23 protein-coding genes are annotated in these 22516 nt (G+C 69.2%); 16 read left to right on the forward strand and 7 right to left on the reverse strand.

Going from position 1 to position 22516, the window contains the following annotated elements:
• Window positions 1–4: 4 nt before the first annotated feature.
• Window positions 5–916 (reverse strand): ABC transporter permease, encoded by a 912-nt coding sequence (locus ACTHL4_RS10855; RefSeq protein ID WP_440282778.1) that lies wholly within the window; start codon window positions 914–916, stop codon window positions 5–7.
• On the reverse strand, window positions 913–2187 hold the full coding sequence (locus ACTHL4_RS10860) for a quaternary amine ABC transporter ATP-binding protein (RefSeq protein ID WP_440282779.1): 1275 nt from the start codon (window positions 2185–2187) through the stop codon (window positions 913–915). The genes ACTHL4_RS10855 and ACTHL4_RS10860 overlap by 4 nt, the downstream gene beginning before the upstream one ends.
• A 208-nt stretch (window positions 2188–2395) precedes the next feature.
• Here ACTHL4_RS10860 and ACTHL4_RS10865 point away from each other — a divergent pair, with 208 nt between their 5' ends.
• From ACTHL4_RS10865 to ACTHL4_RS10880, 4 genes are all read left to right on the forward strand, one after another.
• A complete protein-coding gene (locus tag ACTHL4_RS10865; protein ID WP_440282780.1) occupies window positions 2396–3745 on the forward strand; it encodes a serpin family protein in 1350 nt (449 codons plus the stop codon).
• Between the two features lie 920 nt (window positions 3746–4665).
• Complete coding sequence (gene rpsP / locus ACTHL4_RS10870; protein WP_440282781.1) at window positions 4666–5160, forward strand: 30S ribosomal protein S16; 495 nt, start codon at window positions 4666–4668, stop codon at window positions 5158–5160.
• A 4-nt stretch (window positions 5161–5164) separates the two neighbouring features.
• Entirely contained in the window at window positions 5165–5401 is a 237-nt protein-coding gene (locus tag ACTHL4_RS10875; RefSeq protein ID WP_440282782.1) for an RNA-binding protein, read from the forward strand.
• A gap of 174 nt (window positions 5402–5575) precedes the next feature.
• Window positions 5576–6367: a DeoR/GlpR family DNA-binding transcription regulator gene (locus ACTHL4_RS10880; RefSeq protein WP_440282783.1), complete on the forward strand. Its 792-nt coding sequence runs from the start codon at window positions 5576–5578 to the stop codon at window positions 6365–6367.
• Window positions 6368–6380: 13 nt separating this feature from the next.
• Here ACTHL4_RS10880 and ACTHL4_RS10885 read toward each other — a convergent pair whose 3' ends face one another.
• The 4 genes from ACTHL4_RS10885 to ACTHL4_RS10900 are packed head-to-tail and all read right to left on the reverse strand — an operon-like array spanning window position 6381 to window position 9956.
• Entirely contained in the window at window positions 6381–7217 is an 837-nt protein-coding gene (locus ACTHL4_RS10885; RefSeq protein ID WP_440282784.1) for a class II fructose-bisphosphate aldolase, read from the reverse strand.
• On the reverse strand, window positions 7214–8143 hold the full coding sequence (locus ACTHL4_RS10890; protein WP_440282785.1) for a 1-phosphofructokinase family hexose kinase: 930 nt from the start codon (window positions 8141–8143) through the stop codon (window positions 7214–7216). Before ACTHL4_RS10890 ends, ACTHL4_RS10885 begins: the two co-directional genes overlap by 4 nt.
• Complete coding sequence (locus ACTHL4_RS10895) at window positions 8140–9075, reverse strand: ROK family protein (protein ID WP_440282786.1); 936 nt, start codon at window positions 9073–9075, stop codon at window positions 8140–8142. Before ACTHL4_RS10895 ends, ACTHL4_RS10890 begins: the two co-directional genes overlap by 4 nt.
• On the reverse strand, window positions 9072–9956 hold the full coding sequence (locus tag ACTHL4_RS10900; RefSeq protein ID WP_440282787.1) for an SIS domain-containing protein: 885 nt from the start codon (window positions 9954–9956) through the stop codon (window positions 9072–9074). The genes ACTHL4_RS10895 and ACTHL4_RS10900 overlap by 4 nt, the downstream gene beginning before the upstream one ends.
• 174 nt (window positions 9957–10130) lie before the next feature.
• Between ACTHL4_RS10900 and nagA the strand changes: the two genes are divergently transcribed.
• From nagA to trmD, 3 genes are read left to right on the forward strand one after another with little or no spacing between them, the layout of a single operon-like run.
• On the forward strand, window positions 10131–11279 hold the full coding sequence (nagA, locus tag ACTHL4_RS10905; protein WP_440282788.1) for an N-acetylglucosamine-6-phosphate deacetylase: 1149 nt from the start codon (window positions 10131–10133) through the stop codon (window positions 11277–11279).
• The gene (gene rimM, locus ACTHL4_RS10910; protein WP_440282789.1) at window positions 11276–11800 is read left to right on the forward strand and encodes a ribosome maturation factor RimM; all 525 of its coding nucleotides are present in this window, start codon (window positions 11276–11278) and stop codon (window positions 11798–11800) included. The genes nagA and rimM overlap by 4 nt, the downstream gene beginning before the upstream one ends.
• 2 nt (window positions 11801–11802) lie before the next feature.
• Complete coding sequence (gene trmD, locus ACTHL4_RS10915) at window positions 11803–12984, forward strand: tRNA (guanosine(37)-N1)-methyltransferase TrmD (protein ID WP_440282806.1); 1182 nt, start codon at window positions 11803–11805, stop codon at window positions 12982–12984.
• On the opposite strand, the gene ACTHL4_RS10920 is transcribed toward trmD, so the two are convergent.
• The gene (locus ACTHL4_RS10920) at window positions 12953–14869 is read right to left on the reverse strand and encodes a DUF5107 domain-containing protein (protein ID WP_440282790.1); all 1917 of its coding nucleotides are present in this window, start codon (window positions 14867–14869) and stop codon (window positions 12953–12955) included. The two genes, trmD and ACTHL4_RS10920, sit on opposite strands and share 32 nt — an antisense overlap.
• Window positions 14870–15082: 213 nt before the next feature.
• On the opposite strand from ACTHL4_RS10920, the gene ngcE reads away from it, so the two are divergent.
• From ngcE to ACTHL4_RS10965, 9 genes are all read left to right on the forward strand, one after another.
• Window positions 15083–16507 (forward strand): N-acetylglucosamine/diacetylchitobiose ABC transporter substrate-binding protein, encoded by a 1425-nt coding sequence (gene ngcE, locus ACTHL4_RS10925; RefSeq protein WP_440282791.1) that lies wholly within the window; start codon window positions 15083–15085, stop codon window positions 16505–16507.
• Window positions 16504–17487: a carbohydrate ABC transporter permease gene (locus tag ACTHL4_RS10930; protein WP_440282792.1), complete on the forward strand. Its 984-nt coding sequence runs from the start codon at window positions 16504–16506 to the stop codon at window positions 17485–17487. Before ngcE ends, ACTHL4_RS10930 begins: the two co-directional genes overlap by 4 nt.
• The gene (locus ACTHL4_RS10935; RefSeq protein WP_440282793.1) at window positions 17484–18428 is read left to right on the forward strand and encodes a carbohydrate ABC transporter permease; all 945 of its coding nucleotides are present in this window, start codon (window positions 17484–17486) and stop codon (window positions 18426–18428) included. Before ACTHL4_RS10930 ends, ACTHL4_RS10935 begins: the two co-directional genes overlap by 4 nt.
• A gap of 188 nt (window positions 18429–18616) precedes the next feature.
• Window positions 18617–18979 carry a 50S ribosomal protein L19 gene (gene rplS, locus ACTHL4_RS10940; RefSeq protein WP_440282794.1) on the forward strand — a complete coding sequence of 121 codons (363 nt, stop codon included), beginning with the start codon at window positions 18617–18619 and terminating at the stop codon, window positions 18977–18979.
• A 17-nt stretch (window positions 18980–18996) separates the two neighbouring features.
• Window positions 18997–19686, forward strand: coding sequence for a signal peptidase I (lepB, locus tag ACTHL4_RS10945; protein ID WP_440282795.1), 690 nt, complete (start codon window positions 18997–18999; stop codon window positions 19684–19686).
• Window positions 19683–20519: a signal peptidase I gene (gene lepB, locus ACTHL4_RS10950; RefSeq protein ID WP_440282796.1), complete on the forward strand. Its 837-nt coding sequence runs from the start codon at window positions 19683–19685 to the stop codon at window positions 20517–20519. Before lepB (ACTHL4_RS10945) ends, lepB (ACTHL4_RS10950) begins: the two co-directional genes overlap by 4 nt.
• Window positions 20516–21304: a signal peptidase I gene (gene lepB, locus ACTHL4_RS10955; protein ID WP_440282797.1), complete on the forward strand. Its 789-nt coding sequence runs from the start codon at window positions 20516–20518 to the stop codon at window positions 21302–21304. The genes lepB (ACTHL4_RS10950) and lepB (ACTHL4_RS10955) overlap by 4 nt, the downstream gene beginning before the upstream one ends.
• Before the next feature lie 8 nt (window positions 21305–21312).
• Complete coding sequence (locus ACTHL4_RS10960) at window positions 21313–22089, forward strand: ribonuclease HII (RefSeq protein ID WP_440282807.1); 777 nt, start codon at window positions 21313–21315, stop codon at window positions 22087–22089.
• Between the two features lie 55 nt (window positions 22090–22144).
• Entirely contained in the window at window positions 22145–22450 is a 306-nt protein-coding gene (locus tag ACTHL4_RS10965; protein WP_440282798.1) for a DUF2469 domain-containing protein, read from the forward strand.
• Window positions 22451–22516: the final 66 nt, after the last annotated feature.

Below are 22516 nucleotides of genomic sequence, written 5' to 3' on the forward strand. Positions count from 1 at the left end.
ACGTTCAGCCGGCCGACGGGCTGGTCACCGCTGCGTTCGCGCGGCTGCGGCGGCGTAGCGTGCGCAGCTCGGCGACCAGGCCGAGCTCGCCCTTGCTGAAGCCGTCGGTGACCCGGTCCAGGTAGATCGCCAGGATGACGACCGAGATGCCGGCCTCGGCGCCGATGCCGACGTCCAGTCGGGACAGCGCGGCGAAGACGTTGGTGCCCAGGCCGGGTGCGCCGGTGACACCGGCGATGACCACCATCGACAGCGCCAGCATGATCACCTGGTTGATCCCGGCCATGATGTTGGGCAACGCCAACGGCAGCTGGATGCCGCGCAACACTTCACGCGGTGTCGCGCCGAACGCCTGGCCGGCCTCCACCATCTCCTGATCGACCTGCCGGATGCCCAACTCGGTCAAGCGCACACCCGGGGGCATCGCGAAGATCACCGTGGCGATCACCGCGGTCGCCGCGCCGATACCCATCAGGAACAGGCACGGCAGGATGTAGACGTAGGCAGGCAGCGTCTGCATGAAGTCCAGGACGGGCCGGATCGCGCTGGCCACCCGCTTGTTCCGCGCGCTCAGGATGCCCAGCGGGATCGAGATGACGATCGCGATGATGCTGCCGACCAGGATCTGCGACAAGGTGTGCAACGCCGGTGCGAACTGATCGAAGCCGTCGATCAGCAGGAAGCCGATCACGGTCGCGATGGCCATTTTCCAGCCGCGTGCCAGCCAGGCGATGACCGCGAAGGCGATGACCAAGCCGATGATCGGCGTGTGCACCAGGCCGTCGGCGATCCAGTTCACCGGGCTGTTGAGCACGTTGGCGAAGCCGTCGAAGAAGCCGCCCCAGTGGTTGCCGAGCCAGTCGACGACGTCGTTGGCCCAGTCGCCCAGGTGAATACGTGGCACGACCGTGCTCACAGGGCACCTCCTGTCGTCGCGCCGGCCACGAAGCCGGGAGCATCATCGGATCTGTCGGCCGTCGGCGCATCGGTGTCACGAGTAGCCGTCTCGTGGCCGTCCACCTGACCGAGTGCGGCCAGCAGCGTCACGCGCGGTATGACGCCGCGCAGCTTGTTCTCGCCGTCGACGACCGGCAGCGGCAGACGCACGCTGGCCGCGGGTGTGAACAGGTGCGCCGCCTGCTCCTCGACCGACACCGCCGTCTCGATCGGCTGCACCAGCGACTCGATGGTCGGCAGCTCACGCTGCGTGGCGACCGTCTCCTCCATCACGTAGCCCTGCAGGGTGCGGTCGCGACCGACGACATACAGGCCGGCCTGCTGATGTTCGCGCATCAGCTTCTGTGCGGCCTTCGGCCCGTTGCCGACGCCGAGGGTGGCGACCGGCGGCTCCATGATCGAGCCGGCGGTGAGCACCCGGGTGCGGTCCACGTCGGCGATGAACTGCGCGACGTAGTCGTTGGCGGGGTCGGTGAGGATCTCTTCGGCGGTGCCGATCTGGACGATCCGGCCGTTGCGCATCATCGCGATGCGGTCGCCGATGCGCATGGCCTCGTTGAGGTCGTGGGTGATGAAGACGATGGTCTTGCCCAGCTTCTGCTGCAGCTCGATCAGCTGATCCTGCATGTCGCGGCGGATCAACGGGTCCAGGGCGCTGAACGCCTCGTCCATCAGCATGATGTCGGTCTGCGCGGCGAGCGCCCGGGCCAGGCCGACCCGCTGCTGCATACCGCCGGAGAGCTCACCGGGCTTGTGGTCCGCCCAGCCGTCCAGGCCGACCAGGCTCAGGGCCTCGCGGGCCTTCTCCTGCCGCTCCTTGTCGCGGACGCCCTTGATCTTCAGTCCGTATGCCGCGTTCTGCAGCACCGTGCGGTGCGGGAAGAGCGCGAAGTGCTGGAAGACCATGCTGATGTGCTCGCGCCGGGTCTGGCGCAGTTGGTTGCCGCCCATCGCGCTGATGTCCGCACCGTGGACGAGCACCTTGCCGGAGGTCGGCGGGTGCAGCCCGTTGAGCATCCGGATGAGCGTCGACTTGCCCGATCCGGACAGTCCCATCACCACGAAGATCTCGCCCTGCTGCACCTCGAACGATGCGTCGATGACGGCGGGTGTGGCGCCATACTTCTCGCGCAGTTCCGCGGCGTCGGCGCCCGCTGCGAGCCGCTTCACCACCTCGTCCGGCCGTCGACCGAAGATCTTGTACAGGTGTTGCGCCTCAAGCACCGACACGCCGATATTCCTCCTGCTGGAACAGTGTGAACCGGCCGGGATGACGGTGGCCGGGCCTCACCACCGGACCATAGATTGGACACATATCCAAATTCTGAAGACGATTGTTACCTGCCGGTGATGAACCGCGACCGGTCCGGACGCAACCTCGCGCAGGGTGTCGACGTCTTTCCTGCAGCAGCTCGGACACGTCAACGAAGGGGCACACATGAACCGTCGGCAGGCTCTGCAATCTCTCGCGCTGGTCTCCTTGGGGACGGCCCTGGCCGGCTGTTCGTCGACCTCGCGCCCCTCGTCCGAACGCTCCGGCACGGGCACGAAACCCACTGGGAGCACAGGCGATTCGCAGCAGACCGTGGCTCCGGCGGCCGACGGCGTACTCGCGGTCGACGCGGCCCGGATGACCCCGGGGCCGAATGCCCGCGCCGGTGCGGACCTGACCGACTTCGGTGTGCGGCTGCTGCTGAAGACCGCCACGATCGGCGCGACGGACAACGGCTCGCTCAGCCCCTACTCGGTCTACGCCGCGCTGGCGATGACCGACGCCGGTGCCCGCGGCGTCAGCCGGCAGCAACTGGACAAGGCGCTCGGCGGGGATCAGCTGCGGCAGGCGGGCAACGTCACCGCCATCGACGCGGCCGTCGCCCAGGCGGTCAAGGACAGTGATCAGCGCTCCAAGACCGCCGCGGTCGTGCGAGGGGCCAACTCCTTGTGGCCGGACAAGACACTCGCGGTGCGCAAGGACTACCTGCGCGAGCTCGCCACGGGGTATGCCGCGCAGCTGCACGTCGTGGACTACCAGCACGACGCGACCGGCGCGCTGCAGGAGATCAACGGGTGGGTCAGCAAACGCACCCACGGCCTCATCCCGGACCTGCTCTCGCCGGCCCAGGTCACGCCCGCCACCCGCCTGGAACTGGTCAACGCGCTCTACCTGAAGGCGTCCTGGCAGGAGGAGTTCGGCGACCCGTCCGCGCCGCGGCCGTTCACCACGGCCGCCGGCACGCAGGTGAAGGTGCCGTTCATGACCGCCAAGGCACTCATGCCGGTGGCGGTGGGGGACAACTGGCAGAGCGTCACCATCCCGTATGTCGGTGGCGGACTCGCGATGACGGTCATCCTGCCCGCGAAGGGCGCGTTCGGCGCCGTACGCACCGCCTTGGCGACCGTGCTGCCCAAGGCGGTCCAGGGCAAGGCCGACGGCAAGGTGACGCTGACCATGCCGCCGTTCTCCATCGACACCCGTGCCCAGCTGGTCGAGGCCCTGCAGGCGCTCGGCGTCCGCCGGCTCTTCACCGGGCGGGCGGACCTGTCCGGCATCGCCGGCAACCCGGGCGACATCATGATCGGTTCGGTCACCCACCAGTCCGTGGTGAAGGTCGACCAGCACGGCACCGAGGCCGCCGCGGCCACCGGGGTCGGTATGCAGATCGGTGCCGTCCCCTCGCAACTGCCGAAGCGGATCACCCTCGATCGGGCGTTCTTCTTCGCGATCCATGACACCCAGACGGGTGCGCCGCTCTTCCTCGGGCAGATCGCCGACCCGTCCCAGCACTGATCGAGAGGAGTACCGATGGACCGAGAGGAGTACGAATTTCGGTCGATTCCGTACTCCTCTCGGTACGTTGCTACTCCTCTCGGTCGTTGAGACGCCGGGTGGGCCGGTCAGCGAAACACCGATGGTGGTGACCAGCAACTCGTCCACCGACAGGCAGGCCGGCACGATCGACGTCCTTCGCCTACGTGCCTGGGGAGACCTTCCGGACCCGCCTGGCGGTTTGACGCACTCGACGAGCTGCGGACTCCGACCGATCGACGGCAGATCCAAGATCGCCCTGGCGGTGCCGTGACTGAAGATCGGCGGCTGCTGCGCCGCATGGTGCATCGCGATCGCCACCAGGATGGTGCGCTCGTGTTCGTCATGGCGGGCCAGATCACCTGCCACGAATGCCGCTTGTCGCAGCCGGGTCCACGAGGCGTGACCCGGCTCGCCATACGGCTCGAGATGCGTGATCGATGCGAGCTTCTGCAGGGAAGTGGAGGCAAAGAGTCCGCGAAGCCGGCGTACCTCCGCCGCCCGTCCTGCGACGTAGGAGGCACGTTCGTCGGGGTCGAACGTCGGCTCGGCGCGGTGCTCCAAGTGGTGCGGGCGCTCATACCAGGACAGCCTGGCGCCGTCGCGCCGATGCTCGCAGAAGTTGTCCACAGTGATGATCGAGAGGAGTACCGAACGACCGAGAGGCGCACGGAATCCGCTCCATTCGGTACGCCTCTCGGTCAGTCGGTACTCCTCTCGGTACGTGGAGCGCCGCCGATTGGGCAGCCGGCGCGGGCTCTGGCAGAATGAGGCGCGTACCCGTGCGCCCGGAGGCCCTCTCACCGACGGTGCCGCATGCCTACCCCCGAGCAACGGCTCCCCGGTGTGTCCCCACCCCGGTCTCGCCGCTGCTCTCCATCATGTCGAAGGAGACCACACACGTGGCCGTCAAGATCCGTTTGAAGCGCTTCGGCGCCATCCGCAACGCCCAGTACCGCATCGTCGTCATGGACTCGCGCACCAAGCGCGACGGTCGTGCGATCGAGGAGATCGGTCTGTACCACCCCAAGGAGGAGCCGAGCTTCATCAAGCTGGACTCCGAGCGCGCCCAGTACTGGCTGGGCGTCGGCGCGCAGCCGACCGAGCAGGTTGCCGCCATCCTCAAGGTCACCGGTGACTGGCAGAAGTTCAAGGGCGAGCCGGGCGCCGAGGGCACCCTGAAGGTCGCCGCTCCGAAGCCGGACAAGAAGGCTCTCTACGAGGCCGCCCTGGCCGCCGCGCAGAACGCCGCCGACGACTCGGGCAAGGGCTCGGCGACGACCACGCGTAAGAAGGCCGAGCCGAAGGCCGAGGCCAAGACTGAGGAGAGCGCCGCGGTCGAGGCCGACCAGGCTCCCGCAGCCGACGCTGCTGCGGACACCACCTCCGAGGGCTGAGCCCGTGCTGGAGGAAGCGCTGGAGCACCTGGTCAAGGGCATCGTCGACCACGACGAGGACGTGACCGTGCGCCACACCAACGGGCGGCGCGGCGAACTGCTCGAGGTTCGCGTGCACCCGGACGACCTCGGCCGGGTGATCGGCCGCTCCGGTCGCACCGCCTCGGCTCTGCGTGAGGTCGTCAAGGCGCTGGCCGGTGGCAAGAACGTGCGCGTGGACATCGTGGACACCGACCGCTGAGGCCATCACCGCAGCTGTATGTCGAAGGGGTATGTCGTGAGCATCGCTCGCGGCATACCCCTTCGGCACACCTGCAGCGCATGGGCGGGCCCGATGCGCGGACCTGACTCGACAAGTGCAGTGTTTTGACGCAAACTTCGGGTTCAGGAGCAAAAATCGTCAAAGGAGTGGTGCGTGCGCAAGCATGAGCGGTTCAACGCCATCTTGGAGCGCATCGCGCAGGACGGCTCCATCGACGTCGACCAACTGGTGCACGACTTCGGCGTCTCCCCGGCTACGGCGCGGCGCGACCTGGACGACCTGGCCGACCAGCAACTGATCTCCCGTACCCGCGGCGGCGCGGTCGCCGGGTCGGTCAGCTACGACCTGCCCCTGCGCTACAAGAACGCCCGGCAGTCCGACCAGAAGCGTCGCATCGCCGACCGGGCCGCCGAGCTGATCGAACCGCAGTCGGTCGTCGGCTTCAACGGCGGCACGACGACGACCGAGGTCGCCCGCAGCCTGTCGTCCCGGGCGGACCTGGCGGAGGGGGAGGACGGCGCCCTCAACTCGCTGACCGTGGTCACCAACGCGCTCAACATCGCCAGTGACCTGGCCGTCCGGCGCCAGCTGAAAGTGGTTGTGATCGGCGGCGTCATACGTCCCCAATCCTTCGAGCTGGTGGGCCATTTCGCGCGCCCGGTGATCGAGGCGATGACGATCGACCTGTGCTTCATCGGTGTGGACGCGGTGTCCGCACGGTATGGCGCGGCGACGCGGCACGACGACGAGGGTGAGATCAACCAGGAGATGACCAGCCGATCACAACGGGTGGTGGTGGTCGCCGACAGCATGAAGCTGGGCAAGCGGGCGTTCTGCACGATCTGCCCGCCCGGCCGGATCGACACCCTCCTGACCGATGACGCCGCCGATCCGGTCGTCGTGCGGGAGTTCGAGGCGGCCGGCATCGAGGTGATCCTGGCCTGATCCGCGGCGCCGTTCAGATGGCGCGCAGCAGCCGCTCGACCTCCGCGGCCATCGCGGCGCGCCCGGCAGCCAGGTAGGGCCGCGGATCGACCTTGTCGGTGCCGGCCAGGGTAGTGCGCACTGCCGTCGTGAAGGCGATGTTGAGTGCGGTGCCGACGTTGATCTTGACCATGCCGGCCGCGACCGCGGCACGCAGTTGCTCGTCCGGGACGCCGGACGACCCGTGCAGCACCAGCGGAGTGCTGGTCGCATCGCAGAGCGCGGTGATCAGTGCGTGGTCCAGGGAGGCCGACTTGTCGGTCATCGCGTGGCTGCTGCCCACGGCGACCGCGAGGGCGTCGACGGCGGTGGCGGCGACATACCCGGTGGCCTCGTCGGGGTCGGTGCGCACACCGGCCGCGTGCGCGCTCGCCGGGGCGTCGGGTTTGCCTCCGACATAACCCAGTTCGGCCTCGACGAAGAGTCCCGCGTCGTGTGCGCGGCGGGTGACCTCGGCGGTGGCGGCGACGTTGTCGTCGTAGGGGAGTGCGCCGGCGTCGAACATCACCGAACTGGCGCCGAGGTCCGCCGCGCGCAGCGCGAGGTCGGCGTCGGTGATGTGGTCCAGATGTATGGCGAGTGGGACCTGCGCCGCCCGGGCGACGGCGATGGTTGCCGCCATGATCGGTGCCGGGTCCTGGTGGAACCGGATCGAGTTGTGACTGAGCTGCAGGATGCAGGAGCGACCGGCCGCAGTGGCCCCCGCGGCGATCGCTTCGGCGTGCTCCAGCGTGACGACGTTGAAGGCGAAGACACAGGTGCCCGAATCCTGCGCTCCGACAACGAGATCCGCGGTGGTGGCCAGGGTCATGGCGCAAGCTCCTCGACGACGGTGGTGGTCAGGTGGTGCTGGGCGGTCCGGGGATCGAGCTGGCCGGCGACCGGCATCGCGACAGCGGCGGCCGCCCAGGCGCTCGCCTGGCGCAACCGTGCCGGCCAGGGCGCACCGTCGGCGGTCGCGGCCGCGAGCCCGGCGGTGAAGGCGTCACCGGCACCGGTCGGGTTGCCGGACACCGTGTCGTGGTCGGTGCCCAGGAAACAGCCGGCGGTGGTGCGGGCGACGACACCGTCGGCGCCACGGGTGATGACCACCTCCACCGCTCCGAGCTGGTGGAGCGCGTGGGCGGCTGCCAGGCATCCGTCGACGGTGGAGGTGTCCGTGCCGGTGGCGGCTGCCGCCTCGTGGTGGTTGATCTTCAGCAGATGCGGTGCGGTCGGCAGGGCAGCGGTCAGGGCCGGCCCGTCACAGTCCAGGACGACGACCGTGTGGTGCTCGCGGGCGAGGGTGATCAGCTCGGCATACGCGGTCGGTCGCACGCCGCGGGGAAGGCTGCCGGACAGCGTGACGACCGACGCGTCGCGGATGGTGTCGGCGAAAAAGGTTGTGAAGGCACGCCATTCGTCGGCAGTCAACTCGGGGCCGGGTTCGTTGAGCACCGTCGCCTGGTCGGCAGCGACCACGGTGACCGTCTGCCGGGTCGCCCCGGCGATCGCACTGAATCGGTGATCGATCCCGGCGGCGGCCAGGTCCGCGGTGAGCTCGTCGCCGGCGCTGCCGCCGACCGGACCGGTGACGAGCGCGGGGACCTGCTGCTGATGCAGCACGGCGGCGACGTTGACGCCCTTGCCGCCGGCGCGGCGGCGCACCGACCCGACCCGGTGGGAGGCGCCGGGTCGCAACGCGTCGACGGTGTAGGTCACGTCGACGGCCGGGTTGAGGCAGACCGCGACGATCACGCCGGCGCTCCGGCGGCTCGCCGCGCCAGGATGCCCGCGCCGAGCAGGCCCGCTCGCCCGCCGAGTGGCGAGGTGACCAGCTCGGGCGCGGAGCGCCACGGCATACCGGCGGTGAAGGCGGCGCGCGTCGGCGTCAGCAGGGCGTCGCCGGCCTGGGAGAGTCCACCGGCGAGCACGATGCGCGCCGGGTCGGTGATCAGCGCAGCGCACACCAGGCCACGGGCGAGGGTGTCGGTCGCCTCCTGCCACGCTGCGGCCGCGTCCGGGTCCTCGTCGAGGTGCGCGATCACCTCGGGCGCGTCGAGCGTGCGGCCGGTGCGTTCGGCATACAGCCGGGTGACGCCGCGGGCCGAGGAGAACATCTCCAGGCAGCCGAAAGCACCGCAACGGCAACGGGTTCGCAGGTCGCCGGCCGGGATGTGGCCGATCTCGCCCGGTATGCCGGCCGCCCCGCGCACCGGCTGCCCGCCGGAGAGCACCACGGCGGCGACGCCCGTACCCAGGACCACGATGAGCGCGTCGGTGACACCCTGCGCGGCACCGAGGGTGGCCTCGGCGAGCCCGGCGGCCTGTACGTCGTGGCCGACCGCAGTGGGGGCCTTGACGATGTCTGCCACGATGTCGGCCAGCGGTACGTCGCGCCAGCCGATGTTGCTGGCGTAGCGCGCGATACCGGCCTCGGTGTCGACCACGCCCGGCACCACGACACCGGCGGCGTCGAGCTGCATCCCCGCCGCGCCGGCAGCGGCCGTGCGCTCGTGCGCCAGCTCTCGCAGCGCCGTCAGGATCGCCTCGGGTCCCTGCGCGAACGGCGTGTGCACGGCCTTGCGCAGGTGCTCGCCGCCGTCGGCGTCCAGGACGGCCGCCTTGATCGAGGTCCCGCCGACATCGATCGCGAGGACCGGACCGGACGCAGCCCCGTCGTGGCTCACTGGAGGACGACCGAACGCGTCAACGCGCGCGGCTCGTCGGGGTTCTTGCCGGAGGCCTCGGCGAGCGCGACGGCGACCCGCTGCGCGGTGGTGAGGGCCGCCATCGGGTCGACGTCGCTGCGCACGAAGCGAGCGCCGGTCGCGGCGACCTGCTCGGCCAGGCCGTCCGGCGCCGGGCCGAAGACCCAGACGACGGAACGCTCGTCGACGATGCTGATCGGTCCGTGACGGAATTCCATGGCCGGGTAGGACTCCGTCCAGGTCTGGGACGCCTCGCGCAGTTTGAGCGCCGCCTCGTTGGCCAGGCCGACGGTCCAACCGTCACCCAGGAAGCTGAACTGCGTCGCGCGCACCAGCTCATCGCCCAGGGGCGCCTCCAATTCGCGTTCGGCGTCGCCGATCGCGCCACTGAGGTCCTCGCCGAGCGCCGCCCGCCACCAGGCGAGGACGCTGGTCGCGAAGCGGGTCTGCACCACCGACTGCTCGTCGGCGAAGCCGAGCAGCACGTGATGGGTGGCCAGCGGCACGACCGGGTGCCCGGCCTCGGTGGTGACGACGGTCGAGCGCTGGTCCGGGCCGAGCCGGCGCAGCAGGTCGATCACCTCGGTCGTCGTCCCCGAGCGGGTGATCGCGACGATGCGGTCGTAGCGGCGGCCGACGGGGAACTGCGAGGCGGCGAAGGCGTCGGTCTCGCCCTGGCCGGCCTGCTCGCGCAGCACGGCGGCCGACTGCGCCATGAACCAGGAGGTGCCGCAGCCGACGACGGCCACGCGTTCACCGGCGGCCGGCTTGGCCTCGATCGACTCGGCAGTCGCCGCGACCTCGGCGGCGCGGGCCCACACCTCGGGCTGGCTGGTGATTTCGGCGGCGACGTGCGACACGGTCGGACTCCTTCGCGGTTCGGGATCGCCGATCGTGACGGCGGATGATGGTTTGTGCTCGATAGCAGGTACTTTAACGCAGTTTCGTTCATTGAATGGTGCGGTTGGTGCAACTCGGGCGCGTCGGTGACGCTGCCGCACCGAGTGCCTGGCCCGTGGTGTTCGATGGAGCGCATGGATGACCTGGCGGAACTGGTGCTGACCGATGCCCGCGTGCTGACCCCGGACGGGATCGTCGACGGTGCCGTGCGGATCGCGGGCGACCGGATCAGCGCGGTCGTCGCCGGTCCCGGACCCGCTGCGGCGCAGGCCGAATCCCTGGCCGGCGCGCTGGTGGTGCCGGGCTTCGTCGACATACACGTCCACGGTGGTGGCGGGCACGACATGAGCGCCTCCGCCGACGACATGGCGGCCGCGGTGCGTTTCCATCGCGGGCACGGCACCACCACCTCGCTGGTGTCCTTCGTGACCGCGCCGGTGGACGCCCTGTGCGAGCAGCTGGGCTGGGCTGCCGACCTGGCCGACGCCGGTGAGATCGCCGGCGCACACCTGGAGGGGCCGTTTCTCTCCCACGTGCGCTGCGGCGCCCAGAACCCCGACCATCTGCGCGACCCCGATCTCGACGCGTTCGCGCGCATGGTCGATGCGGCCCGCGGGCATCTGCGGGTCATCACCATCGCACCGGAGTTGCCCGGCGCACTCGAGCTGATCGACGCTGCAGTCGCTGCCGGCGTCGTGGCCGCGGTCGGACACACGGACGCGTCGTACGAACAGGCCCGTGCGGCCTTCGACCGCGGCGCCACCCTCGCGACCCACCTGTTCAACGGGATGCGGCCGATCCATCACCGCGAGCCGGGGCCGGTGCTGGCGAGTCTGGACGCCGGAGTGCCGTGCGAGACGATCAACGACGGCATCCACCTGCATCCGGCCGTGCTGCGCGAGGTGCTGGCGCGAGGTGCTGATCGCCTGGTGCTGATCACCGACGCGATCGACGCGACCGGTGTCGGGGACGGCGAGTACGACCTCGGTGGCCAACGAGTGTGGGTCCGCGACGGCGCGGCCCGGCTGGCGAACGGCTCCCTGGCGGGCAGCTCGTTGACGATGGACAGCGCTTTCGCGCGCGCGATCCGTGACGGCGTCACGGTGCAGCAGGCAGCGGCGGCGGCCGCCGCCAATCCGGCGCGGGCCATCGGGCTGACCGACCGCGGCGCGATCGTCCCCGGCGCACGAGCCGATCTGGTCGTGCTCGACGACCGGCACGCGGTCCAGCGCGTCATGCGCGCGGGCAGCTGGGCGGATGCGCGCACGGAGGCCGCACGATGACGGCGGGTGACGACCTGGTGGTGGCGCGCATCGGCAAGCCGCACGGGCTCAAGGGCGAGGTCACGGTGCGCGTGCACACCGATGCACCGGAGGAGCGCTTCGTCGTCGGGGCGAGCTTCCGCACCGATCCGCCGGCACGCGGGCCGCTCACGCTGCGCACACATCGACTGCACAACGGCATCCACCTGCTGGCCTTCGACGAGGCCACGGACCGCACGGCGGCGGAGCAACTGCGCGGTACCCAACTGCTGGTCGACGCGCAGGACGACGCGGACGAGGACGACGCCTGGTACGCCGACGACCTCATCGGTCTGACCGTCGTCGACCCGCAGGGCAGGGAACTGGGCACCGTGGCCGAGTTGCACGACCGGCCCGCGCAGGATCTGCTCGAGGTGCGCCTGGTCGGCGGCGCCACCGGGTACGTGCCTTTCGTGGAGCAGATCGTCCCGGAGGTCGACATCGACGGCGGCCGGATCGTCGTGGACGCACCACCCGGCCTGCTCGACCTGCCCGAGGTATGACGATGCAGCTCGACGTCATCACCATCTTTCCCGATTACCTTGCCCCGCTTGAGCTTTCGTTGATCGGCAAGGCGCGCCGCGACGGCTGCATCGAGCTGCGGGTGCACGATCTGCGGGACTTCACACACGACCGGCACCGCACCGTCGACGACACACCGTACGGCGGCGGTGCCGGAATGGTGATGAAGCCCGAACCCTGGGGTGAGGCGCTGGATCACGTTGTCCGGCAAGCGAATGCGCGCCCCGTGCTGGTCATCCCCGGGCCGGGCGGTGAACGGTTCGACCAGTCCATCGCACGCGAACTCGCCGAGCGGGATCACCTCGTCTTCGCGTGCGGACGCTACGAGGGCATCGACGAGCGTGTCTACCAGTGGGCCGCCGACGATTTCGACGTGCGCGTCCTGTCGCTGGGCGACTACGTGCTCAACGGCGGGGAGGTCGCGACGCTCGCCATGATCGAGGCGATCGCGCGGCTCGTGCCGGGCGTCATCGGCAATGCCCACTCCCTCGTCGAGGAGTCCCACGAGGACGGGCTGCTCGAATACCCCGTATACACCAAACCCGAGCACTGGCAGGGGCTGTCGGTGCCGGAGGTGCTGCTCAGCGGTGACCACGGACGCATCGCCTCCTGGCGGCACGAGCAGCGCCTGCATCGGACCGCGGCTCGCCGACCCGACCTGCTGCCGGTCGCTGCGGCGGTCGGTGCCGAGCAGTTGCACCTCGAGGTGGCGACACCGGCCGATGTCGGCGAACTGCTGACCCTGACCCATGCCTGCTGGCTGCTCGAGGGGATCGCCAACCGGTCGCTGGACATCCCCGCGCAGCACGAGACGCTCGCCTCGCTCAGCGCGTCGCTGCGCGACTGGACGACGTACGTCGCCCGGGTCGACGGACGGCTGGTCGGTGCCGTCCGGGGCCGTGCCGGCACGTCGCCCGATGGTGGCACCGACTGGCACATCGGCCGGCTGATGGTCGCTCCCGACCTGCACGGGCGTGGCTTCGGGCGGGCGTTGCTGGACTTCATCGTGCAGGCCGCGCCGGAGGGCGTGACGTCATACAGCCTGCTGACGGGCGCTCGCAGCGAGCGCAACCTGCGGATGTATCGCAAGGCCGGCTTCCGGGTCGTCGCCCGCGACGACCCGGAAGGCACCGTCAGGCTGTCGAAGCATCGCCGGTCATGCTGAAGTCCAGGTGCGCCGGGACCGGCTTGCCCGGGCGCACCTGACGCCACAGGTCGCCGATCGCGATATCGCCCTCGGCCAGGTCCGGCACCTCGAGCCCGGTCAGCAGGTCGGCGGCCTCCTGGTCGCGGCCGAGTGCGTGAAGAGCTCGCGCCCGCAGCAACCGGGTGCGGCCGTGCTCGCGCAGTGCGGGCGCGGCCGCGTCGATCGCCTGCAGCGCCTCGGCCGGACGTCCGGCGTCCAGCAGCAACTGCAGCTGCTCGGTGAGCAGGCCGCGGGTGTGCGGATCGTGGTGGCGTGCCTCGGCATACAGCCGAGCGGCTTCGTCGGGATCGGTGCACAACACGGCGAGTCCGCGCAGCGCGACCGCCGACGGCTCGGCCGCGACGCTGGCGCGATAGTGATCACGCGCCGACCCGGTGTCCCCGGCGAGGTGCGCGGTGACCCCCAGTGCGTAGGAGCGCCACCAGCCGGTCGGGGCCTGCTCGATGGCCCGCTGCCAGCGGTCGGAGACCAGCGGCAACAACGGCCGACCGGTGGACCCCACCGGTCGGCCGGCGAGCCGGTCGTCGGCCAGCCGGCTGTCGTCGTCGACCTGCGGGAACGGCAGGCCAGCAGGCGCGTCCTGCTCGCGCAGCGCCAATTCGACGCGGCCCCAACCGGATCCGGTGTGCAGACGGGCCCGCGGCGGCTGCGTGGCGGCATCGGCCAGCCAGCGGCCGTGCCAGGCCTCGAGGTCATCGGCGGGTGCCGCGGCGTCGGCGGCGGCCGCGGCGGCGCCCGCCGCCACGCCGAAGTCGCCGGACACCACCTGCGGGTCGAGCGAGGTCGCACCGAACGCCTCGGTCCAGGAACGCTGCGACGACCCCTCGATCACGTCGTGCTCCAGCTGGGTCGCGCAAACACCCGCCTGGATCTCGGCGTACCGCTGGTCGTCGACCAACCAGCGCTGCCAACGCCGCCCACCGGGTGCATGGCCCCACAGGAAGAGCTTCCGGCCGTGCAACTCGTCGGTGGAGGACTGCGCGAAGCCGTGACCGTCCACCTCGACCGAGGTGATCGATCGCCCCCTCTGATCGGCCACGTCGAAGAAGTAATCGGCGGAGGCGGCCGACGCCGCCGGGTAGCTGATGTCTACCGGGCCGTCCGGGTGCGGGACGTCGACCAGGTCCAGCGACCCGCTGTAACTGGTCCGCCATGCCCGGGACGCCCTGGTGAGTACCCGCGTGTGCTCGGTCTCCGGCACCGCGATGTTGGTCCAGTAGTAGAGCGGTTTGGGCTCCGGGTCAGGGTTGACCACGCGGGTGGAGACGATCAGCCGGTCGCCGGCCAGCGTGAGGTCCAGCGCCAGGACGAGGTCGCGGGTGCGCTCCCATTCCCACAGTCGAAGGCCCTGGCCGGTGGGGGAGTCGACCACCGCCGCGTGCATGGGACGGCAGGTGGTGGTCGCGTGGCCGGTGGATCCGAGGTTCCACTCGATGCCGCCGGCGAACCAGGCGTCGGTCAGTGCGAAGCCGGCGAAGCGCAGGCGCGCGGGGACCAGCACCAGTTCACGGTCGTCGCGCAGGTCCCGCAAGGACCACACGCGCCCGCCGAGACCGGGCAGCACGGTGGCGCGCAGGATGCCGTTGTCGAGGGTCACGGCCGGCAGGTCGAGCGGCCGCTCACCCCGGTCGTAGTCGCTCTGCACGCCATACGGCAGGGGAGTGGTCAGCCGTCCGCGGGCGACGCGCTCGCGCATCGCGACGGGTGCATCGTCGGCGAGCGACGTCGTGGTCATCGCGCGCATCGGGCGGTATGCCGGCAGCGGGCTCTCCGGGCCCACACCGGCTCCGGTGACGGCGAGGCGGGTGGCTCGGACAGCGGTCGGTGCGGCAGAGTCGTTCACGTGCATTCATGCCTCGCAGGTGGTGGGAGTGCCGACGCGGTGCGAACACGGTCGGGTGGGCGGGTTCCGTTGCGAATCTGTGATTGTTTGTGCGTCGAAAGCCGCACATACTGGCAAAACTAATCATATTGTGTGGGCGTGCAGTCGCCGGTCAGCCGACCGGAACCACTCAGGACTGCGCCTTGGCTAGTAACAACTGGAGGTAACGCGGCCATGACTCTCAAAGACTCCACGGTCAACCGGCGTACGGTCATGCGCACCGCGCTGGCGGCCGGCCTTGCGCTGCCGGTCGGGGGCGCGCTCGCCTCCTGTGCCGGTGGTGGCAGCAGCGGCACGAGCGGCGGTGGCAGCAAGGCGGCCACCGGCAAGACATCGGCCGACAACCCGTTCGGTATGGCGGACAAGAGCACCGTCGACGCGGTGATCTTCAACGGCGGCTACGGCACCGACTACGTCGCCTTCGCCGGCAAGGTCGTCGAGAAGAAGCACCCGGGCAGCACGGTCAAGGTGTCGCCGTCGACGCAGATCGCCCAGCAGCTGCAGCCGCGCTTCGTCAGCGGCAACCCGCCGGACCTGGTGGACGACTCCGGCGCCAACTCGATCGGCCTGAACACCATCGCCGGCAAGCTGGAGGACCTGTCCTCGGTGCTGGAGGCGAACAACTTCGAGGGCACCAAGATCTCCGACACGCTCTACCCGGGGGTCAAGGAGCGCGGCCTGGTCGACAACAAGATGGTCGCGCTCAACTATGCGATGACGGTCTACGGCCTCTGGTACTCCAGCAGCCTCTTCGAGGCCAACGGCTGGCAGCCGCCCAAGACCTGGGACGACCTGCTCGCTCTGGGTGCGAAGGCCAAGTCCAAGGGCAAGTACCTCTTCGTCTGGGGCAAGGAAGCCGCCACCTACTACCAGACCCTGGCGATGGACTCGGCAATCAAGGAGGGCGGTGACGAGGTGCGCCTGGCGCTGGAGAACCTCAAGGCCAACTGCTGGTCGCTGCCGCAGATCCAGGGCGTGTTCGGCAAGCTGGAGCAGATCGTCAAGTCCGGCTACATGAAGCCCGGCGGCGCGGGCACCCAGTTCACCGCGGCGCAGGCGCAGTGGAGCAAGGACGAGTCGGCGATCCTCTACCCGTCGGGTTCGTGGATCGAGAACGAGATGAAGTCCCAGACAAAGTCCGGCTTCAAGATGAAGGGCATCCCGGAGCCGACGCTGACCAGCTCCAGCAAGATGCCCTACGAGGCGCTCAACGCCGCACCCGGCGAGCCGTTCATCGTGCCCAGCCAGGGCAAGAACGTCGCCGGCGGCAAGGAGCTGCTGCGGGCGATGCTGTCCAAGGACGCGGCCACCAACTTCGCCAAGACGAAGCTGGCCCCCACCATCGTCAAGGGCACCGTGCCGGCCAGCGGCTTCGGCTCGACCGCCCTGCAGTCGCAGATCAAGATGCTCGACGCGGCCGGCGACAAGGTGTTCAACATCCGCTTCGTCGACCTCTACGGCACCAACCCGGACATGCTGGTCCCCTGGAACAGCTTCCTGTCCGGGCAGTTGGACGCCAAGGGCCTGACCAAGGCGTTGCAGCAGATCACCGACAAGGTGCGCAACGACTCCTCGGTCAAGAAGGTCGAGATCAAGTGACCGGAGTCCCGGTCGCCGCGCATGCCACCACCCCGACCCGGGGTGGTGGCAGGCGTGTGCGCCCGTCGCGCATCGGCTTCCTGCTGGTGACGATCGGCCTGCCGCTGGTCATCTACCTCGGTCTGGTCATCTGGCCGTTCATCCAGGCGATCTACTACTCGCTGACCGACTGGGGCGGCTTCTCCGCCTCGATGAACTTCATCGGGCTGGACAACTACAGCTACATCTTCAGCGACGACATCTTCCGCAAGACGCTGCGCAACAACATCATCCTGGCGATCGTCGTCCCCTTGCTGACGGTCGTCCTCAGCTTCGTGCTGGCCACCATGGTCACCGTGGGTGGTTCGAACACCGGCGCGGTCCGCGGCCTGAAGGGCTCGAACGTCTACCGGATCGTGTCGTTCTTCCCCTACACCATCCCGGCGATCGTGATCGGCGTCATCTGGTCGCAGATCTACGACCCGTCCAAGGGCATGCTCAACGGCGTGCTGACGCACCTGCCGTTCGGGCTGGGCGATCACTTCGACTCCTTCGCCTGGCTGGGCAACGTGACGACGGCGATGCCGGCGTCCATCTTCGTGATCATCTGGGGTTTCGTCGGCTTCTACATGGTGCTGTTCGTCGCCGCCATCAAGAGCATCCCCGCCGAGCTGTATGACGCCGCCCGCATCGACGGCGCCGGACGTCTGCGCAGCATGTGGTCGGTCACCCTGCCGATGGTGCGCGAGACCGTGCAGACGGCATACATCTATCTGGGCGTGGTGGCGCTGGACGCGTTCGTCTACATGGCGGCGCTGAACCCCACCGGCGGCCCCAACAACTCGACCTACACGATCTCGCAGGACCTCTACAAGACCGCGTTCACCGAGGGCCACTTCGGCCGCGCGAGCGCCATGGGTGTCGTGCTGGCGGTCCTGACCCTCGCGTTCGCGGGGATCGTCTTCGGCGTCAACCGGCTCATCGCCGGGAGGGACTCATGACCTCGAACCTCGACCTGAGCAAGCCGGCCGAGCAGCCGGCGCCCACAGCCGCCGGCGGGCCGCCGCAACGCGGCCGGGCCAACGCGCAGGACCGCAAACGCGAGCCGGGTGAACTCGGCATCGTCATCGGTTCCCACGTGGTGCTGATCTTCTGGACGCTCATCGTCGTCCTGCCGTTGGTCTGGACCTTCTTCTCGGCGACCCGCTCCACCAGCGAGATCTTCGACGGTCCGTGGAAGCTGCCGGAACACTTCTGGCACAACGTCAGCAGCAACTTCTCGGCCGCCTGGAACGACTCCGGCCTGGGCCGGGACCTGCTCAACACCGTCATCGTGGTCACCATCGCGCTGGTCCTGGTGATGGCGCTGGGATCGATGTGCGCCTACTCGCTGGCGCGCTTCCCGTTCCGCGGCAGCCGGTTCGTCTACTACCTGATCCTGGCCGGCAACACGTTCCCGATCTTCCTGGCCATCGTGCCGCTGTTCTTCGTGCTGAAGAACCTGGGCCTGCTCAACACCTTCCCCGGGTTGATCCTGACGTATGTCGCCTTCGCCTTCCCCTTCACCGTGTTCTTCCTCTATCCGTTCTTCCGAGCGCTGCCCGCGGAGATCATGGAGGCGGCCGAGTTGGACGGTGCCGGTGACTGGCGCACCTTCGTGCAGGTGATGCTGCCGATGGCCAAGCCCGGCATCGCGGCGGTGGCGATCTTCAACTTCCTCGGCCTGTGGAACCAGTTCCTGCTGCCGGTGGCGCTGAACACCAATCAGAAGAACTACGTGCTGTCCCAGGGCATGTACAACTTCGTCTCGTCGGCGGGTTACGAGGTCAACTACGGTGCGCTGTTCGCCGGCGTGGTCATCACGGTCGTGCCGGTGCTGATCGCCTATGTGCTCTTCCAGCGGCAGCTGCAGGGTTCGTTGTCCCAGGGGACGCTCAAGTAGCCGGCCGATTTCGCCGACGACCCACCCCTCTGGCAGAATTGCGCGAGCGCCTGACCGGCCCGGCCCCCGCCGCAGGGGGAGTGCGACGGTGGATCTCCACCGGAGCATGTGGCTCACCCACCGGACGGCGCACCCGACCATCATGCAACAGCAGGCGACCTGCGGCGCCCGCGAGGAAGAAGCACGTCATGCACAAGTTCGATGAACTCGACGCCGCGCAGCTGCGCAGCGACATCCCCGACTTCCGCGCCGGTGACACCGTCAAGGTGCACGTCAAGGTCGTCGAGGGCAACCGCTCCCGTGTCCAGGTCTTCCAGGGCGTCGTGATCCGTCGTCACGGCGGCGGCGTGGGCGAGACGTTCACCGTGCGCAAGGTCAGCTTCGGGGTGGGTGTCGAGCGCACCTTCCCGGTGCACACCCCCGTCATCGAGAAGATCGAGATCGCCTCCCGCGGTGACGTGCGTCGCGCCAAGCTCTACTACCTGCGCGAGCTGCGCGGCAAGGCCGCCAAGATCAAGGAGAAGCGCGAGACCCCGGCCAAGCAGGCCTGAGCTCAGCTCCCGTTCGCGTGACCGAAGGCGTGGAGTCCTCTGCCGAGGGCTCCACGCCTTCGGCGTCTGCGGACTCGCCGACGGACCCGCATCCCGAGCCGCGCCACCGGCGCCGCGTGCTGATCGCCGTGCTGGCGGTGGTGGCGGTCCTGGTGCTCGTGCACGGCGTGCTGGTGGAGACCTTCACAGTGCCCTCCGGGTCGATGCAGCCCACCCTCTGGCAGGGCGACCGCATCATGGTCGGCAAGCTGCACGCCCACGACGTGCACCGCGGCCAGGTCGTCGTCTTCGACGGCACCGAGGTCTTCGCGCACCCCGGTGAGGCACCGCCGACCGGTGTGTCCGGCATGCTGCGGTCGGTGGGCGACGCCCTCGGCATACACCTGGGCGAGGTGCTCTACGTCAAGCGGGTGATCGGGATCCCCGGCGACACCGTGTCGGTCGGTCACGACGGTCGGCTGCGCATCAACGGTGCCGTGCAGCGCGAGCCCTATCTGCCGCGGGGTATGTCGGCCAGCACGATTCCGTTCGTCGTGCGGGTCCCGGCGGGCCACGTCTTCGTGATGGGCGACAACCGGGCCGCCTCGGACGACTCCCGGTCGCACCTGGGCGATCCCGGCGGCGGCATGGTCCCCATCGACGACATCGTCGGCAAGGTGGTGCTGCGCTACTGGCCGCTAGGTTCGTGGGGGAGACTCCCAGGGTGACCGACCACCGACACCGGCTCCCGCGCACCGGCGACCTACCGCCCGGCGACCCGCCGAGCGACGACGTGCCGACCGACGTGCCGACCGACGACAGCGGACCGACCGGCGGGCAGGACCACGTGACGACCCGTCGGTCACGGCGACAGGCCGGCCGGCGGCAGCGCGGCTTCGGTGTCGCGCGGGTGCTGCGCGAGCTCGCCATCGTCGTCGTGGTGGCGCTCGTCCTGTCGCTGGGCATCAAGACGTTCGTCGCACAGTCGTTCTGGATCCCCTCGGGTTCGATGGAGAACACCCTGGTGCCTGGCGATCGCGTCGTGGTCTCCAAGTTCACACCCGGGCCGTTCGCGCTGCACCGCGGTGACGTGGTGGTCTTCCACGACCCGGCGCACTGGCTCGACATACCCAATGCCGAGCGCAGCGGACTGGGCGGCGCCATCGTGTCCGGACTGCAGTTCCTCGGCCTCTACCCCTCCGGTGACAACGACCTGATCAAACGGGTGATCGGCCTGCCCGGTGACCACGTGAAGTGCTGTAACACGCGCGGACAGATCGAGGTCAACGGTGTCGGACTGTCCGAGCCCTATATTTACCCCGGCGGCGGCACCGACCAGAAGAAGTTCTCGGTGACCGTCCCGTCCGGCCGAGTGTGGGTCATGGGGGACAACCGTGGTGACTCCGCCGACTCGCGCTTCCACGACGACGGCACGGGTCGCACCGGTTCGGTGCCCGAGTCCGACATCATCGGCCGGGCAGTCATGATCGTCTGGCCGCTGGACCGGATGAGCTGGCTGAGCAACTACTCCTCGACGTTCGACAAGGTGCCCTCACGATGAGTCAAGACCGGGACGAGGCTGCGGCCGGCCCACAGTCCGCCGAACCCGCTCGGGCCGGCGACGACGGTGCGCTGCCTCCCGGCGCCATACCCGAGGACACCACGCTGCCCAAGAGCAAGTCGCGGTGGTCGTTCGCCCGGGAGCTGACCGTGATCGTGGTGATCGCCCTGGTGCTCAGCTTCCTGGTCAAGACCTTCCTGGCGCAGCCGTTCTACATCCCGTCGGCGTCGATGGAGAGCACTCTGGACATCGGTGACCGCATCATCGTCAGCAAGTTCACCCCGCAGCACTCGCCGCTGCACCGGGGCGACGTCATCGTCTTCGAGGACCCCAAGACGTGGGGGCGGACCCCGCACCACCCGTCGCTGCTGAAGCGGATCGTCAAGGACAGCCTGGTCTTCGTCGGGGTGCTCCCCGGCGGTGGCGACCATGTGGTCAAGCGGATCATCGGGATGCCCGGCGACCACGTGAAGTGCTGCACCAAGACGGGCAAGCTCACCGTCAACGGCGTGGAGATCACCGAGCCCTACATCAACAAGGGCAGCGTCCCGAGCACGATGCCGTTCGACATCACGGTCCCGCCGGACGAGGTCTGGGTGATGGGCGACAACCGCAACGACTCCGCCGACTCGCGGCTGCACGACAACAACAGCGGGGGCAAACTGGGATCGGTGCCGATGTCCGACATCACCGGTCAGGTCGTGGCCATCGCCTGGCCGATCGACCGCATCCACGCCCTCAAGAGTTACAGCAACGTCTTCGCCAAGGTGCCCGATCCGAAGTGACCGCCCGCATGACCTCCCGCACGAGACGCCCGGCCACGCCGTCCCGCAGCAGCAAGCCGAGCCTGCGGGTCGAACGAGCCCTGCAGCGTGACGGCTACCGGCTGATCGCCGGCATGGACGAGGTCGGCCGCGGTGCGCTGGCCGGGCCGGTGTCGGTGGGTGTGGTGGTCATCGACGAGCGGACCCGCACCGTCCCGCAGGGCGTCAAGGACTCCAAGCTGTTGTCCCCGATGGCGCGGGAGCGGATGGTGCCGGCAGTGCGCCGGTGGGCCACCGACTACGCCGTCGGCCACGCCAGTGCGCAGGAGATCGACGACATCGGCATCATGGCGGCGCTGCGTATGGCGGGCACGCGTGCCCTGGCCGCGCTGCGCGTCATACCCGATCTGGTGGTGCTGGACGGCAATCACGACTGGCTGACCGACCCGCAGCGGGACGGCCTGCTGGCGTTGCTCGACGCACCCGGCGCAGGGCTGGCGACGCCGCCGGTCACCACGATGATCAAGGCGGACATGAAGTGTTCGTCCGTCGCGGCTGCCTCGGTGCTGGCCAAGGTGGAACGCGACGCGATGCTCGTCGGCTTCCACGACGACTTCCCGCAGTACAACTGGGCCGGCAACAAGGGTTACTCGGCACCCGATCACCTGGCGGCGCTCGAGGCGCACGGACCCTGTCCGTTGCATCGCCGGTCGTGGCGTCGCTGCAACGGTGAGCCGCTCGTGCCGGAGGCTGCTGCGGCGGGTAGCGTGGATGACGTGGGACCGGAGAAGGAGCGTGCGTGGTGAGCGAGCGATCGATGGCACGGGCGCACCTCGACACCCGAGGCACGAGGGGGCCGAGGTGAGCGCCGAGGACCTCGAGAAGTTCGAGACCGAGCAGGAACTCTCGCTGTATCGCGAATACCGTGACGTGGTCAGCCTGTTCAGCCACGTCGTGGAGACCGAACGCCGCTTCTACCTGTGCAACGACGTCGATCTACAGGTGCGCGGCGAGGGAGCCGGCGTCTACTTCGATCTGCGGATGAACGACGCGTGGGTGTGGGACGTCTACCGGACCGCGCGGTTCGTCAAGAACGTCCGGGTGATCACCTTCAAGGACGTCAACATCGAGGAGCTGCCGCCGCGGGAGATCGAGCTTCCCGACTGAGCCGGCCGGTTGTGCACATCCCTTTCGCCATCCACAGGGCACCGCGACGGGCGTGGTGCCTCGCCA

The sequence above is a fragment of the Flexivirga sp. genome, from assembly GCF_051955415.1.
Lineage (GTDB): Bacteria > Actinomycetota > Actinomycetes > Actinomycetales > Dermatophilaceae > Flexivirga.